The organism is Kribbella sp. NPDC050459 (assembly GCF_040655315.1).
Taxonomy (GTDB): domain Bacteria; phylum Actinomycetota; class Actinomycetes; order Propionibacteriales; family Kribbellaceae; genus Kribbella.
Window position 1 is genome coordinate 1 of the sequence record NZ_JBFAJQ010000019.1, and the last position, 14,159, is coordinate 14,159.

At 70.0% G+C, this 14,159-nt stretch carries 13 protein-coding genes; 11 read left to right on the forward strand and 2 right to left on the reverse strand.

Features of this window, described 5'->3' with window-relative positions:
• The first annotated feature begins 130 nt into the window (after positions 1 to 130).
• The 6 genes from ddaH to AB0I12_RS39065 are packed head-to-tail and all read left to right on the forward strand — an operon-like array spanning position 131 to position 5,509.
• The gene (ddaH, locus tag AB0I12_RS39040; RefSeq protein ID WP_359940331.1) at positions 131 to 1,009 is read left to right on the forward strand and encodes a dimethylargininase; all 879 of its coding nucleotides are present in this window, start codon (positions 131 to 133) and stop codon (positions 1,007 to 1,009) included.
• Positions 1,009 to 1,350 carry a hypothetical protein gene (locus AB0I12_RS39045; RefSeq protein WP_359940334.1) on the forward strand — a complete coding sequence of 114 codons (342 nt, stop codon included), beginning with the start codon at positions 1,009 to 1,011 and terminating at the stop codon, positions 1,348 to 1,350. The genes ddaH and AB0I12_RS39045 overlap by 1 nt, the downstream gene beginning before the upstream one ends.
• Positions 1,351 to 1,395: 45 nt before the next feature.
• Entirely contained in the window at positions 1,396 to 1,848 is a 453-nt protein-coding gene (locus AB0I12_RS39050; RefSeq protein WP_359940337.1) for a cobalamin-dependent protein, read from the forward strand.
• Positions 1,845 to 3,245, forward strand: a complete 1,401-nt coding sequence (locus tag AB0I12_RS39055) for a methylaspartate mutase (protein ID WP_359940340.1) — start codon at positions 1,845 to 1,847, stop codon at positions 3,243 to 3,245. Before AB0I12_RS39050 ends, AB0I12_RS39055 begins: the two co-directional genes overlap by 4 nt.
• Positions 3,190 to 4,197, forward strand: coding sequence for an asparagine synthetase A (locus tag AB0I12_RS39060; RefSeq protein ID WP_359940343.1), 1,008 nt, complete (start codon positions 3,190 to 3,192; stop codon positions 4,195 to 4,197). Before AB0I12_RS39055 ends, AB0I12_RS39060 begins: the two co-directional genes overlap by 56 nt.
• A 28-nt stretch (positions 4,198 to 4,225) precedes the next feature.
• Positions 4,226 to 5,509 carry an amino acid permease gene (locus AB0I12_RS39065; protein WP_359940346.1) on the forward strand — a complete coding sequence of 428 codons (1,284 nt, stop codon included), beginning with the start codon at positions 4,226 to 4,228 and terminating at the stop codon, positions 5,507 to 5,509.
• On the opposite strand, the gene AB0I12_RS39070 is transcribed toward AB0I12_RS39065, so the two are convergent.
• Complete coding sequence (locus AB0I12_RS39070; RefSeq protein ID WP_359940349.1) at positions 5,477 to 6,493, reverse strand: matrixin family metalloprotease; 1,017 nt, start codon at positions 6,491 to 6,493, stop codon at positions 5,477 to 5,479. The two genes, AB0I12_RS39065 and AB0I12_RS39070, sit on opposite strands and share 33 nt — an antisense overlap.
• 36 nt (positions 6,494 to 6,529) lie before the next feature.
• Here AB0I12_RS39070 and AB0I12_RS39075 point away from each other — a divergent pair, with 36 nt between their 5' ends.
• A complete protein-coding gene (locus AB0I12_RS39075) occupies positions 6,530 to 7,876 on the forward strand; it encodes a glutamate synthase-related protein (protein ID WP_359940352.1) in 1,347 nt (448 codons plus the stop codon).
• A 36-nt stretch (positions 7,877 to 7,912) separates the two neighbouring features.
• Here AB0I12_RS39075 and AB0I12_RS39080 read toward each other — a convergent pair whose 3' ends face one another.
• Entirely contained in the window at positions 7,913 to 8,683 is a 771-nt protein-coding gene (locus tag AB0I12_RS39080; RefSeq protein WP_355695614.1) for a BTAD domain-containing putative transcriptional regulator, read from the reverse strand.
• A 349-nt stretch (positions 8,684 to 9,032) separates the two neighbouring features.
• Here AB0I12_RS39080 and AB0I12_RS39085 point away from each other — a divergent pair, with 349 nt between their 5' ends.
• The 4 genes from AB0I12_RS39085 (at position 9,033) to AB0I12_RS39100 (ending at position 14,030) form a co-directional block, all read left to right on the forward strand.
• Complete coding sequence (locus AB0I12_RS39085; RefSeq protein WP_359940355.1) at positions 9,033 to 10,316, forward strand: ATP-grasp domain-containing protein; 1,284 nt, start codon at positions 9,033 to 9,035, stop codon at positions 10,314 to 10,316.
• A 24-nt stretch (positions 10,317 to 10,340) separates the two neighbouring features.
• Positions 10,341 to 11,684, forward strand: coding sequence for a SidA/IucD/PvdA family monooxygenase (locus tag AB0I12_RS39090; protein WP_359940358.1), 1,344 nt, complete (start codon positions 10,341 to 10,343; stop codon positions 11,682 to 11,684).
• A gap of 15 nt (positions 11,685 to 11,699) precedes the next feature.
• Positions 11,700 to 13,163, forward strand: a complete 1,464-nt coding sequence (locus tag AB0I12_RS39095; RefSeq protein ID WP_359940361.1) for a cation:proton antiporter — start codon at positions 11,700 to 11,702, stop codon at positions 13,161 to 13,163.
• A 240-nt stretch (positions 13,164 to 13,403) separates the two neighbouring features.
• Complete coding sequence (locus tag AB0I12_RS39100) at positions 13,404 to 14,030, forward strand: sigma-70 family RNA polymerase sigma factor (RefSeq protein ID WP_359940364.1); 627 nt, start codon at positions 13,404 to 13,406, stop codon at positions 14,028 to 14,030.
• Positions 14,031 to 14,159: the final 129 nt, after the last annotated feature.

The following is a 14,159-nucleotide window of genomic DNA, read 5'->3' on the forward strand; positions in this document are numbered from 1 at the left end:
GTCTCGATGCGGAGCATCGTGGCCTTTGCACCCGTGCGGCGAGGTGCCGTGCCGAGTGCCCCGCAGTAGGCGATGGATCACCAGACAGGGCCTAAGTATCTGATCGCGGCGCCCGCAGGCTCTTGTCGGCATGAACCTCATTTCCGACGCCGGCACCGCGACCGCCACCGCCGACCTGCCGCGCAACGCCGTGATCCGGCGAAGCACCCACCGCCGGTACCTGATGTGCCCGCCGACCTACTTCGACGTCACCTACTCGATCAACCCGTGGATGAATCCGGCCAAGCCCACCGATCAGCCGATCGCGATGGCGCAGTGGCAGCGGATCCACGACCAGCTCGTCGGCCTCGGCCACACCGTCGAGCTGATCCCCCCGGCGCCGGGGCTGCCGGACATGGTGTTCGCCGCGAACGGCGCCACCGTCTGGGGTGACCGCGCGCTGGTGGCCCGCTTCCGGCACGCCGAGCGCGACGCGGAGTCGGCGTCGTACCTGGAATGGTTCCGCAGCCGTGGTCTGCAGGTCCAGCAGGCCGCGACGGCGAACGAGGGCGAGGGTGACTACCTGACCGCCGGCCGCTGGCTGCTGGCCGGCAGTGGTTTCCGTACGGACCGCCGGGCGCATCTGGAGAGCGAGCAGTACTTCGATCGCCCGGTGATCGGCCTGACCCTCGTCGACGACCGGTACTACCACCTGGACACCGCGCTGGCAGTGCTGGACGCGGACACGGTCATGTACTACCCCGGCGCCTTCACATCGGGCAGCCAGGCGATCCTGCGCGAGCTCTTCCCGTCCGCGATCATCGCCGACGCCGACGACGCCGGTGTGTTCGGCCTGAACGCCGTGTCCGACGGCCGTCACGTGCTGATGTCCGCCGGCGCGACGAACCTGATCGCGAAGTTGCGCGAGGCCGGCTTCGAGCCGATCGGCATGGACGTCTCGGAACTGCTGCGAGCCGGCGGCGGCGTGAAGTGCTGCACCTTGGAGCTCCACGATCCGGCGGGTGGCTGATGATCGACTACAACGGCAGGAAGTTCTCCCCGGCCGGCCACGAGGCCGGGGACGGCGAGGCGACGGTCGCGTCGTACCGCCAGCACGGCGACCTGCTCTGGGCGGACTTCAGCGGCGGCCGGGTACGCCGGGGCGCACTCACCGGCCTGTGCCGCCCGGACGACACGCTGGAGTTCAGCTACACCATGGTGCTGTCCGACGGCGAACTCGTCGTCGGACGGTGCGAGAGCACGCCCGAAGTGCTGCCCGACGGCCGGATCCGCTTGCACGAACGCTGGGAGCGGTACGGTCCGCAGGCCGCGACCGGTGTGTCCGAACTGGAAGAGATCGACCCGGGCTGATCGCCGGGATGTATCAGACCGGCGCGGGTCGCCGCTCTGTTCGTCATGGATCACGCCGCGGGGAAGGAGATCAGTGTCGACGGCTTGTCCGTCGTACTGACCAGCGTGTCGTCGGACTCGCACACCTGGAATCTTGTCGTCCTGCAGTTGCTGCTCGAGGAGCTCGGCCATCAGGTCCGCAACCTCGGCGCCTGCGTCCCGGACGACCTGATGGTCTCGGAATGCCTGCGGCTGCGGCCCGACCTGATCGTCGTCAGCACGGTGAACGGGCACGGCTTCCACGACGGGCTGCGGCTGATCGGTCAGGTCCGCAACCACCCGGAGCTGGCCGGTACGCCGATGGTGATCGGCGGGAAGCTGGGGATCTCCGGGCCCGGGAGCGAGCGCAGCCGGTCCCAGCTGAAGGCCGCGGGGTACGGAGCGGTCTTCGAGGACGGCACCGGACTGACCGCCTTCCGGTCGTACGTCGGTCGACTGACCACCGGCCGGGCTTCGTGAGCGGCCCGGGCACCGGCTCGTTCGGTGACTTCGTCGCCCGCGCCCATCGGTCCGGCCGGCTGGTGGTGCAGCCGCGGATGGGGGTCAGCGATCCGGTCGCGATGCGGGCCGGCCTGCTGGCCACCAAGAGCGCGGCGGCCACCACGGTCGGGACGATCACGCTCGACAGCTACACCCGGATGGGTGACAACGTGAATGCGCAGTCGGCGCTGGCGAGCGGCATCGAACTCAACGGCTATCCGATCGTCGCGCACGACCCGGCCACCACCCGCAGGGTCCTGGACGGTGTCGTCGAACCCGACTTCCCGGTCCAGGTCCGGCACGGTTCGCCCTGCCCCGAGCCGATCGTGGCCGCGCTGATCCGCGCCGGGCTGCACGCGACCGAGGGCGGGCCGGTCTCGTACTGCCTGCCGTACAGCCGGATGCCGTTGTCGGAGTCGATCCCGAACTGGGCCCGTAGCTGCGACCTGCTGGCCGAGGTCAGGTCCACCGGAGCCGAACCGCACGTCGAGAGCTTCGGCGGCTGCATGATGGGCCAGCTGTGCCCGCCCAGCCTGCTGGTGGCGTTGAGCGTGCTCGAGTGCTTGTTCTTCCGTCAGCACGGGATCCGCAGCGTCTCACTGAGCTACGCCCAGCAGACCAACCCGGACCAGGACGTCGAGGCGCTCCTGGCCCTACGCCGGCTGGCCGCCCAGTGGCTGCCGGACATCGAGTGGCACATCGTCGTCTACACCTACATGGGCGTGTATCCCAGGACGCCGGACGGCGCCTCGCGGCTGCTCGAGGAGGCCGCACGGCTGGCAGTCCGGACGGGCGCGGGCCGGCTGATCGTGAAGACAGTTGCCGAAGGCTACCGAATTCCCACCTTCGCGGAGAACATCGCCGCCCTGGAGACCGCGGCGCTGGCCGCCGAGCACTGCCTCACGATCGCCGGCGAGACCGCCGACACCGGCATCCACGCCGAGGCGACCACCTTGATCGAGGCTGTGCTGGACCTCAGCCCGGACATCGGGACGGCGCTGGCCACCGCGTTCCGGCGCGGCTACCTCGACGTGCCGTACTGCCTGCACCCGGACAACGCCGGCCGGGCCCGCAGCTACCTCGACAGCGCGGGGCGGTTGCAGTGGTCCTCCGTCGGGTCGATGCCGATCCGCGGTGCGGTCGGCCCGACCGACCCGGCGGACCTGACGGCGGCGGGGCTGCTGGCCTCGTTGTCGTACGTCGAACGCACCTACGACAGCGCCAGCCTGGAGCACGAGTACCGCGCCGCACCCGCGGCCACGCACCTTCCGACACCGACCGCACCGCCCCTACCGGGCGCCTCAGCAGGGAGCACAGGAGATGACCGAGACCCGGATCCCGGAGACCGAAGCCCGGCTGCCCGCCAGTCCGCGTGAGCACCTCACCTCGCCGGTCACCCGGTCGGTGCTGAAGATCCAGCACCGGATGCTGACCGCGGCCCGGCAGTACCTCGGCGCCCAGGGGTTCATCGAGTTGCTGCCGCCCGTGATCGGCCCGGTCACCGACCCCGGCGCCCGCGGCGCCAAGCAGGTCGACGTGGACTACTACGGGCACCGCTACAAGCTGATGACGAGCGCGATCCTCTACAAGCAGGCCGTGCTGACCTCGTTCGACAAGATCTTCTTCATCGCGCCCAACATCCGGCTGGAACCGCTCGAGACCGCGTCGACGAGCAGGCACCTGGCCGAGTTCCACCAGATCGACATCGAGATGGCGAACGCGTCCCGGGACGACGCGATGACAGTCGCGGAAGAACTCGTTCGCCACATCGTGCAGCAGGCGGTGGAGCACCTGCCCGGTGAGTTCGAGGCGCTCGGCCGGGACACCTCGGAGTTCACCGAACTGCTCACTGAACCGTTCCGGCGCCGGACGCACGCGGACGCGGTCGCGGACCTGCAAGCCATGGGGCACGACCAGAACCCGGACGCCGAGCTCGACTGGGAGGGCGAGGCGAAGCTGTCGGCGAAGGCGAGCCGGCCGTTCTTCGTCACCGACTACCCGAAGGGGTCGCGCGGCTTCTACGACCGGGAGAACAAGGACCTGCCCGGGATGCTGCGGAACTTCGACCTGATCGCGGCGGAGGGGTACGGCGAGCTGTGCAGCGGCAGCGAACGCGAGCAGGACTACGCGACGATCATCGCGCGGATGCGGGAGACCGCGGAGAACCCGGCGAAGTACGCGTGGTATCTGCAGATGCTCAAGGACGGCGTCCCGCCGAGCGCGGGCTTCGGACTCGGCCTCGAGCGGTTCACCCGGTACGTCGCGGGGCTGGATTCGGTCTGGCAGGCGAGCGCGTTCCCGAAGGTGCCGGGGATCGCCTCGCCGTGACCGCCCGGTTGCCGCGAAGATATCGCCCATGACAGAAACCTCGTCGGCGCCGGCGGGCCGGCTCAGTCTCGGACAAGGTACGGCGTTGTACGTCGGCGCCGTGCTGGCGACCGGCGTCATCGCGCTGCCGGCGCTCGCTGCCGACGTGGCGGGCCCGGCCTCGCTGCTGGCCTGGCTGGGACTCGCGGTCGTGTCCGCCCCGCTGGCCGCCACCTTCGCCGCGCTCGGCGCCCGCTACCCGGATGCGGGCGGGATCGCGACGTACGCGCGGCTGGCCTTCGGCGAACGGGCCGCGGCGATCGTCGGCTGGTGCTTCTACCTGTCCGTTCCGGTCGGCGGGCCGGCTGCCGCGTTGTGGGCGGGCGGGTATGTCGAAGGGGCGCTGGGCGGCGGACGGAGCACCATCGTCGCCACCATGGTGGCGCTGCTGGTCATCGTGCCGGGCGCGAACGCCTTCGGCATCCAGGTGACGGGACGCGTCCAGATCGCCCTGGCCGGGCTGCTGACGGTCTTCCTGGGTCTCGCGGTCGCGCTGTCGCTGCCGCACGCCGACCTGTCCAACCTGGAGCCGTTCGCACCGCATGGCTGGCAGGCGATCGGACCGGCCGCCGCTTTGCTGGTCTGGAGTTTCGTCGGCTGGGAAACAGTCACCTACCTGACCGCGGAGTTCCGGCGGCCGGCCCGCGACGTACCGCGGGCCACTGCCTTCGCGGTGATCATCGTCGGCGTGATCTATCTCAGCGTCGCCTTCGCCACGGTCACCGTCCTGGGTCCGCGGGCCGGCGACACCGCGGCGCCGCTCGGCGATCTCCTGGCCATCGGCCTCGGCGGCAACGCCCGGGTGCTGGCCGCGGTGGCCGCGCTGCTGCTCACCTTCGGCGCGATGAACGCGTACTACGCGGGCGCCGCCAAGCTCGGCGCCGCCCTGGCCCGCGACGGCGCACTGCCCGCCTGGCTGGACCGCGGCAGCTCAGCAGGTGAGGTTCCCCGGCGCAGCCTCGCCGTACTGAGCGCGATGTCGATGACGACCGCCGCAGTCGTGGTGGTGGCACGGCTGGAGCCGCAATCCCTTGTCCTGCTCACCACCGGGCTCTTCGTGACCGTGTACGCCGTGGGCGTCGCGGCAGCGGTGAAATTGCTGCCGCGACGCAGCGGAGCACGGTTCGCCGCGCTCGTGGCGCAAGGAGCTGTCGTGGTGCTGCTCCTGATGGCCGGGGTCTACCTGATCTGGCCGTTGGTCGTCACCATCGGCGCGTTGCTTTATCTGCGACTGACGCGATCAGCGAGACCCGTAGAGCGCCCGCAGCCCTAGGACGTCGCCGCGGCCGAGGGTGCGCATGTGGCCGGTACAGCGTCGGACGCCTGGGTACATCGTCAGGTTGACGTCCTCGGCCGCGCTGAGGTTGACCAGTCCGTAGACGTGGCCGATCTCGTGGGTCAGCACCGACTCCACGTCGTACCGCCAGCGATCCTGATCGGGCGGCAGCGCCGGCCGGCAGGCGGGGTCGTTGACCGGATCGTAGGTCCACTTGTAGTCGGTGTCGTTCATCCTGATGTCCGCCGAGACGGCCATCGTGACGCCGTGCCGCGTCTCGGCCCAGGTGCACGTCCACGCCAGTGTCGCTTCGAGGAAGCCGCCGGGCAGATCCCCCGCGTCGATCACGTTGCGGCCGTCGGAGTCGCCGCAGGTGGTCTGTCCGTCGGCGTACAGGAAGTTGCCGCGCTCGTTGGTGTGGCCCACGAATGCGCCGGCCGCATGGATTCCGCCGCGCAGACCGCAGGTGTTGCGGCCTTGCGTCATGTTGGCGGTTGCCCTGCGCGCGGCTGCGTCGAAGGCGGCTTGGCTCTGGTTCGCGAGCGCCGTTCCTCTGGTCGTACGGAACAGCCAGGGTTTGTACCACTTGTAAGGACGCAGACTGAACGTGTCCCGCTCGCAAGCCCCGGGCCCTGGCAGGTCCGGGAACTTGCTCGCCTGGTGGTGTGAGTCGGTCGTCACCACGCCGCGGGCGTCGGTGGCGAGGGTGAAGGTCCGGGCTCCGTCCGGATACAACATGTCGAGAGTGACGCTGCGCCCCGGCTGCTGAACCGGGAGCGGCACCCCGTTCCCGGCGTCGACGAGCCGGCCGACGGCACCGCACTCGATCGCGGACCGGGAGGCCAGGTCGGCGAGTTTCAGGACGCCTCGCGGCAGGCCGCACGGATCGGCCGCGACGGCTGCTGTTGTGGTCAAGGGCGGTGCCGAGCCGACGCCGAGCGTCGCGCTCACGAGCACCACGATGGCACGCGTGTACTTCATGATGTTCCCCCCTTGGCGCTGCTACGCCGTATATCCGTGAGAGACTCCGCGCGCGCTGCGGTGATACGGCGTATTTTCGGCGGACCGCCGCCGCCTCTTCCGGTCAGAGACCGATCGAAGGAGGGCATCCTGTACGCCGATGGGTTCCCCGAAGCAGCGATCCGCGAACGCGCCAAGGCCGGCGCCGCCGACGCGTTCCCACCCGCCGACGACTACGGGCAGGCGCTGTTCGGCGCCGGCAGCGGTGCCGCCGAACCGCCGTTGCCCGACGACCCCATCGACCGGCTGCGGCTGGTCCCGCCGGTCTTCGTCCCGCAGCGGCTCGCCCAGCTCGTCGAACTGGCCCGCGAGCCGGTGTACCGCGACGTGCGGCTCGAGACGACGATCGGCGGCTTCCGGTCGACGGTGCCGGTGTACGTGTCGGCGTTCGGGTCGACCGAAGCGGCGAGCGTAGCCCTCGGGGTGGCCGCCGCCCGGCAGGCCGGCCGGCTCGGCATCCCGATGGTCATCGGCGAGAACGTGATGCCGGTCAACAGCTACGGCCGGCTCGAGGCCGACGCGGAGCGTTCACTGCTCGGCCGGATCCGCGCGTACCAGAAGGAGGCGCTCGACGGGTACGGCGGCGTGGTCGTCCAGCAGAGCACCGAGGACGCCGACGCCGAGGTCTGGAACCTGGTGTACAGCGACCCGAATGTCCTTCCGCTGCTGGAATCCGGGCGGCTCGCGTTCGAACTCAAGGTCGGTCAGGGCGCCAAACCGGGACTGGGCGGGATGACGCTGGTCGACGCGAACGCCGCCGCGCGCCTGACGAGCGCGTACCTCATCGACCCCGTGTTCGGTGGCGAGCAGGTCCTGCGCAGCAGCAGCCCGGGAACCTTCACCGAGGAGATCCTGCGGCAGCAGATCCGCTTGATGCGCAACAACTACCCGCGGGCCCGGGTCTGGGTGAAGCTACCGCCTGCCCGCGACGTGTCGGCGGCGGCGCGGGTCGCATGGGCAGCCGGCGCGGACGCGGTCTCCGTCGACGGCGCGGAGGCCGGCACCGGCTGGGCGCCGCGCGCGTTCCTTCGCCATGTCGGGCTTCCGCTCGGCGAGTGCCTGCGGCGGATCGGTCAGGACCGAAACGACGCGGATCCCTCGTGCCTGCTGGTCTCCGGGCGCATGTGGGAGGGTGCCCGCGTCGCCAAGTGCCTGGCCCTCGGCGCGAACGCGGCCGGCCTGGGCCGGGCCGCGCTCATCGCGGTGGACACCGACCCGGAGCAGGGCCTCGTCAACCTCGTCGAGTGCCTGGCGCTCGAGCTGCAGTTCCTCGTCAGCGCGCTCGGCAAGTACCACGTGGAGGCACTCGGCGCCGAGGATCTGTGGAGCCCGGCCGATCGCTGACGTTCCGCCAGGGCTCCACAGATTCAAGCGATTGCTCTAGGCCAAGGTCCTTCGGGACGCGAGGAACCGGCTCTGGTCCAGCCTCGGCAGGTCGGCCACGTTGGTCCGGGGACGGGCCCGGACCTGCCGGCTGCGCACCAGGTTCACCAGGTCCGCCGAGGGTTCGACGCCGAGCTCGGCCGCCAGGCTCCGCTCGAAGAACTCGAGCCGGCGGATCGCCTCGACCACGTTGTCCTCGGCCAGGTGGACCTCGATCAGCACCCGGGTCGCGCTCTCCCGCAACGGCTCCAGACGGACCGCGGCCATGGCTGCCTCGATCGCCTCGGCGTACCGCCCGGAGCAGGTCAGCTGCTGGGCCGTCAGCTCGAGCGCGTGCAACTGGAGCTGGCGCAGGCGTTCCCGCCCGAGCAGGACCCAGTCGTCGTACCAGCCGGGCAGCAGCTCTCCCATCGCCGCGAGCGTCGGCAGCAGACCTTGGTCGGCTCCGCATTCGCCGTCGTTGATCACCCGGCGAATGGCGGTGATCAGCGTGTTCACGTCGACGTCCACGGACTCGTCGACGCGGAGCGTCTCGTCGCCGGTGACCAACGGCTGCACGCTCAGCTGACGGAGCCGCCACAAGGCGGTCCGCAGACAGGCCTGCGCCTTGGAGTCCGACACTTCCGGCCAGAGCGTTCCGGCCACTTCGGCACGGCTGGACCGTCCGCGGAGTGCGACGAACGCGACGACCCGGCGCGCGCTGAGCGGAATGGACAAGGTCTGTTGACCATCGACGACCCAGAAGCCGTCGAGCATGCGAAGCCGCACGGATGGGTGGGCTTCATCAGGCGGGTTCGCCGGATCCGGACGATCCGCCGGTACGGGCTGCGCGTGCATCTATCGATCTCCCCCACTGGATGCGTATTCCTCACGACCGCCACCGATCGACAATGCTCTCCCCCAGCGAGAACCTTGGGCGGGCAGGCTCCCAGGTGCAGGCATAGACGCCTCCTCTTTGCGTGGCTGCCGAGCTACCTTCCGTGAAGTCTGAGCCGTCAACTACTCGAGTGCAAGCCGTCAGGACGACGGATATCCCCTGCCGACGACGGCACTTGGTGTATCACCAACCACGGGTCAGCCGCTCTCGTTCGTCAGTAACAGCTCCCGGGAGGACGGCGTGACCGACAACACCGAAGGTGTCGTGCTGCAGTTGAGCAGTGGCTTCCAGCCGTACCGCGAGTACCTGATGCGCGGCGCGGCCGCCCGCGGGCCGCTGTGGCTGATCGACGACGAACCGGCCGGCTGGCAGCAGCCGTACATCGCCGGCAGCTCCGTCGTCCTTCCGCTCGAGGGCGCGGGACTCGCGCTCGACATCGATCGTTTGCTTGCGGTCGCCGACTCGATCGCTCGTATTCATGGGGTTCGCGGCGTCTTCACCTACGACGAACCGTCGGTGGTCGCGGCCGCGCTGATCGCGGACCGGCTCAAACTGCCGGGCCTGACCGCGGAGGGCGCGCAGGGTTGTCGTGACAAGGCGCGAACCCGGCAGGCGCTCACCGACGCCGGTCTGCCGCAGCCGGAGTTCGCGGTCGCCACAACGGCCGAAGAGGCCGCGACCGCCGCCGCGACGATCGGCTACCCGGTCGTGGTCAAGCCGCGCGGGATGGCCGCGAGCATCGGCGTCGCGGTGGTGGACGACGCGTCCGGAATCGTTGAAGCGTTCGAAAGAGCGGACAGTTCCAGCCGCAGCGGTCCGGCCGAGTACCAGGGCGGGGCGTTGATCGAGGAGCTCGTCGACGGTCCGGAGATCAGCGTCGACGGAGCGGTCGTGGCGGGCGAGTACCAGCCGTTCTTCGTTGCCCACAAGCAACTCGGCGCCCCGCCGTACTTCGAGGAGATCGGCCACATCGTCGACGGCGCGGACCCGCTGCTGACCGATCCCGAGCTGCGCAAGCTGCTGCAGTCCGCCCACGAGGCGATCGGCACGCCGTACGGCATCACGCACACCGAGATCCGGTTCAGCTCCAAAGGACCGGTCGTGATCGAGGTGAACGGACGCCTCGGCGGCGACCTGATCCCGTACCTCGGCAAGCTCGCGACCGGTATCGACCCCGGCGCGATCCTCGTCGACGTGGCGCGCGGCAACCGCCCGTACCTGGAAGCCGATCACCGCACGTGTGTCGGCATCCGGTTCTGCTACCCGCCCGAGGACGCCCGCGTCGTGAAGATCTCCGTCCCGGAGCCGGGAGCCGTGCCCGGCCTGGTGGAGGCGCATCCGATGGTGGCCGAGGGCGCGACGGTCCGGCTGCCGCCGCGGGCGCACATCGGGCGGCACGCGTACGTCATCTGCACCGCGAACGATCCCGCGACCTGTGCCGACCGGCTGACCGCCGCGGCAGAGCTCGTCGAACTGAAGTACGACGCACTGAACGAGTCCGACTACTCGGGCCGGCCCTGGTAAGCCACGACCCTATTTGGAGCCCTCATGACCAACCACGAGGTCGAACTGCTCGCCGTCGGCGCCGGGCCGGCCAACCTCGCCCTCGCCGTCGCACTGGAAGAACTCGGTGTCGACGGCCTGGCCGAGAACTCGCTGTTCATCGAACGCGGTCAAACGGTCGAATGGCAGCGCGGTCTGCTGCTGCCCTGGACGAAGAGCCAGGTGGCCTTCGCCAAGGACCTGGTGACGCTTCGGAATCCGCGCAGCAGGTTCACCTTCCTGAACTACCTGCGCAGCGTCGGCCGGCTAGACGACTTCATCAACATGGGCAGTTTCACGCCGTACCGGGTGGAGGTCTCCGGGTACCTGAGGTGGGTGTCGGAGTCGCTGCGGAAGGTCCGGCTCCAGCTCGGCTGCGACTGCGTCTCGATCGAACCGCAGCGGAACCCGGCCGGCGCCTTGACCGGATGGCTCACCCGGCTCGGCGACGGCAGCACGATCTCCAGCCGCTATCTGGTGATCGGCGCGGGGCGCGACCCGTACGTTCCGGCCGAGTTCGCCAAGTTGCCGGCCGACCGCGTGATCCACAGTACGCAGTACCGCCAGCGGGTCGCAGCACTCGACAAGACCAAGCAGCACCGGGTCGCAGTGGTCGGCGCGGCGCAGAGCGCGGCCGAGATGTTCCGGGCGACGCAGATCGACCTGCCGAACAGCGACGTCAGCTGGGTGATGCGCTCGATCGGGTTGCGCGCCTACGACACGAACAAGTTCACCAACGAGCTCTACTACCCGTCGTACATCGACAAGTTCTTCGAGGCCCGGCCGGAGGGCAGGGACCAGATCCTGCGGGAGATGCACCTGACGAACTACTCCGGCGTCGAGAGCGATCTTCTGCAAGAGTTGTACACGAGCATGTACCTTGACCGGCTGGCCGGTGTCGACCGGCGCCGGCTGGTGCCGATGACCGACATCGTCGGCGCCCGCACCGAGGGGGACGAGGTCGTGCTGGAGCTGAGCGACCGCAAGACCGGTACCGTCAGCGAACTGCGCCGCGACCTGGTGCTCCTCGGGACCGGGTTCGTCCGGGAGATGCCGCGGCTGGTCCGTGGGCTCAGCGACGCCATCGGGCTCGACCGGATCGAGGTGAACCGGCAGTACCGCCTGCAGCTCGACGAGCCGTCGGACGCCGCCTGCTACCTGCAGGGTGTGAACGAGGCGACGCACGGCATCGCCGATTCGCTGCTCAGCGTGCTCGGCAACCGGGCAGGCGACATCGCCCAGGACATCCTCGCGCACCGCGCGGGACGGCGGACCAACGGTGTGCACCGGCCCGCGGCCGAGCGGCTCACCGCGGTCCCGGTGTCCGCCGACGGCGCCGTCCCGGCCTGACCGGGGAGCAGCACGATGCAGCGGCAGGACGGCTCGTTGTTTCCCATGCCCGGCCGCGCCACGGCGGTCGGTGCCCTCCTGGTGGCCGGCGCGGCCGCCCTGGTCGGCATCGGCTACGCCGCCGGCTGGCTGCGCCCGGACCACACATCCGCGGCGGCGTCCGTACCGGGCGCCGCCGGACCGAGCGCCGCGCAACAGATGTGGCGGCTGCTGCTGGCGGTCGCGGTCATCTGCGCGCTGGCGACCCTCTGCGGCCGGCTGGCCCGGCGGATCGGTCAGCCCGCGGTCGTCGGTGAGATCGTCGCCGGTCTGGTGCTCGGCCCCTCGGTGATCGGCTCGCTGGCGCCCTGGCTGTTCGACGCCATCCTGCCGGCCGAGGTCCGGCCGAACCTGGGTCTGCTGGCGCAGGCCGGGCTGGCCGTCTTCATGTTCACCGTCGGGAGCGATTTCGGCCGGGACCGGATCGGCCGCGACCGCGGTGCGGTCGCCGCCGCCAGTCTCGCGATCATGGCGGTCCCGTTCGCCCTCGGGCTGCTCGCGGCGCTACCGCTCTATTCGACGCTGGCCGGTCCCAGCGTCCATCGGCTGCCGTTCGTCGTCTTCATCGGTACGGCGCTCAGCATCACCGCCTTCCCCGTCCTGGCCCGGATCGTGCAGGAATGCGGACTGCAGGGCACCCGCCTCGGCTCGCTGGCCATGCTGTGCGCGGCAGCGGCCGATGTGCTCGCCTGGTGCGCGCTCGCCGTCACGATGGCGATGATCCGGTCGTCCGGGCCCGGTGAAGCATTACTCGCACTCGGCCTGACGCTGCTGCTGGGCGCGGCGGTCCTGCTGGTGCTCCGGCCGCTCCTGCAGCGACTCGCCCAGCGGTTCGCCGGGTCCCTGCCCACGCCCATCCTGGTGCTGCTCGTCCTCGGGCTGATCCTCGGCCTGGCCGCGGCGACCGACCAGATCGGCGTCCACGCGATCTTCGGCGGTTTCCTCGCCGGTCTGGTCCTGCCGAAGGACAGCCCGCCGGTGGCGGCCGTGGCCGAGCAGATCGGCGGGCTCAACCGCGCGCTGCTGGTACCGGTCTTCTTCGCCTCGATCGGCCTGCAGACCAACGTCAACGCGGCGATCTCGCAGCCGCAGGTGCTGGCCGCCGGCGCTGTCCTGCTGGCCGTCGCGGTCCTCGGCAAGCTGGGCGGCGCCGTACCGGTGGCCCGGGCCGGCGGGCTGCCGGTGCGGTCCGCGGCCGGCCTGGGAGTCCTGATGAACGCTCGCGGGATCACGGAGATCGTCGTTCTGTCTGCCGGGCTCGGCGTCGGCATCATCAACCACAGCGCCTTCACGGTGATGGTGCTGATGGCCCTGATCACCACGATGATGGCGGCACCGTTGCTGCGCTGGTTGGGCCCGACTTTGCGCGATCGGAGCGTTACCGAGCAGTCGCCGAGCGACACATATGCAAACGGTGACGCGACAAGCACGATTCCGTGACGAATTGACTACGCCTGCGTGACGGCCCCGGTGATCGAATAGGCGCCGAAGGCAGCACTGACGACGACCACGGGGGCATGGTGAGGCAGAGGGCCGTCCGGAGTTTTGCCGCAGCACGGCTGCACCGAAGCCGCTGATGCCAACGGCTTTCGGGCCGGTGCATACGCGCACCGGCCCGATCTTCCCCTGCCCACGCGCGCTCCGTCGCCACCTGCGCGGATCAGCGAAAGGAAGTGAAGCGTGTCGACGATCTCGCTACGCAGCACTGCACGGCCGGCCAACGGAACGCGTCACCACACCGATTCCATCCACTCGAGCACGATCGAGGATGTCCTGAACCGCGCACTCGCCTCGGACTGGTCGGCGTGGAAGGAGTTGGAGCGCCGCTACGGCTCGCTGCTGCTGCACACTGCGCGCGGTGTCGGCCTGAGTCACAGCGACGCCTTCGACGTCGCTCAGCAGACGTGGCTGCGGTTGTGGCAGCACGGTGGCCAGATCCGTGATGCGCAGTGCCTTCCCGCGTGGCTGGCCGCGACGGCACGGCGGGAGGGGCTGCGGGTGGCGATCAGCCGCAAGCGGTACCTGCTGTACGCCGATCCGACCACCGAGCACGGCGACGGCCAGCGGGCGGCCGTGGTCGACGTCTACCCGGCCGACGGTGAGTACGAGCCTTCCACCGAGCGGGCCCTGGCCCGGCTCCCAGGGCGCTACCAGCGACTGATCCGGCTGCTGATGTCGGACAGCTGCCCGTCGTACCTGGAGATCGCCGAAACGCTGAACCTGCCCATCGGAAGCATCGGACCGATGCGGATGCGGGCCCTGCAGATGCTGCGCCGTACCCCCGAGCTGGCCACCGCCGCCCGATGACCGGCGCGGCCGCGAGCTCCGGTGCCCCGGACCGGGGACACCGGGGCTCGTGGCCCAGAAGACGGGGTTCTGGGTTTGAGTGCTGCCGTTTCTGCTTGAAAACAAGGGGTTTCACACTTGTCGTGACAT

Coding starts and splice junctions, on each gene's coding strand:
- AB0I12_RS39070 (WP_359940349.1), bottom strand. CDS start 6,493: ATGAAGTACACGCGTGCCATCGTGGTGCTCGTGAGCGCGACGCTCGGC.
- AB0I12_RS39050 (WP_359940337.1), top strand. CDS start 1,396: ATGGATCACGCCGCGGGGAAGGAGATCAGTGTCGACGGCTTGTCCGTC.
- AB0I12_RS39045 (WP_359940334.1), top strand. CDS start 1,009: ATGATCGACTACAACGGCAGGAAGTTCTCCCCGGCCGGCCACGAGGCC.
- ddaH (WP_359940331.1), top strand. CDS start 131: ATGAACCTCATTTCCGACGCCGGCACCGCGACCGCCACCGCCGACCTG.
- AB0I12_RS39065 (WP_359940346.1), top strand. CDS start 4,226: ATGACAGAAACCTCGTCGGCGCCGGCGGGCCGGCTCAGTCTCGGACAA.
- AB0I12_RS39095 (WP_359940361.1), top strand. CDS start 11,700: ATGCAGCGGCAGGACGGCTCGTTGTTTCCCATGCCCGGCCGCGCCACG.
- AB0I12_RS39090 (WP_359940358.1), top strand. CDS start 10,341: ATGACCAACCACGAGGTCGAACTGCTCGCCGTCGGCGCCGGGCCGGCC.
- AB0I12_RS39060 (WP_359940343.1), top strand. CDS start 3,190: ATGACCGAGACCCGGATCCCGGAGACCGAAGCCCGGCTGCCCGCCAGT.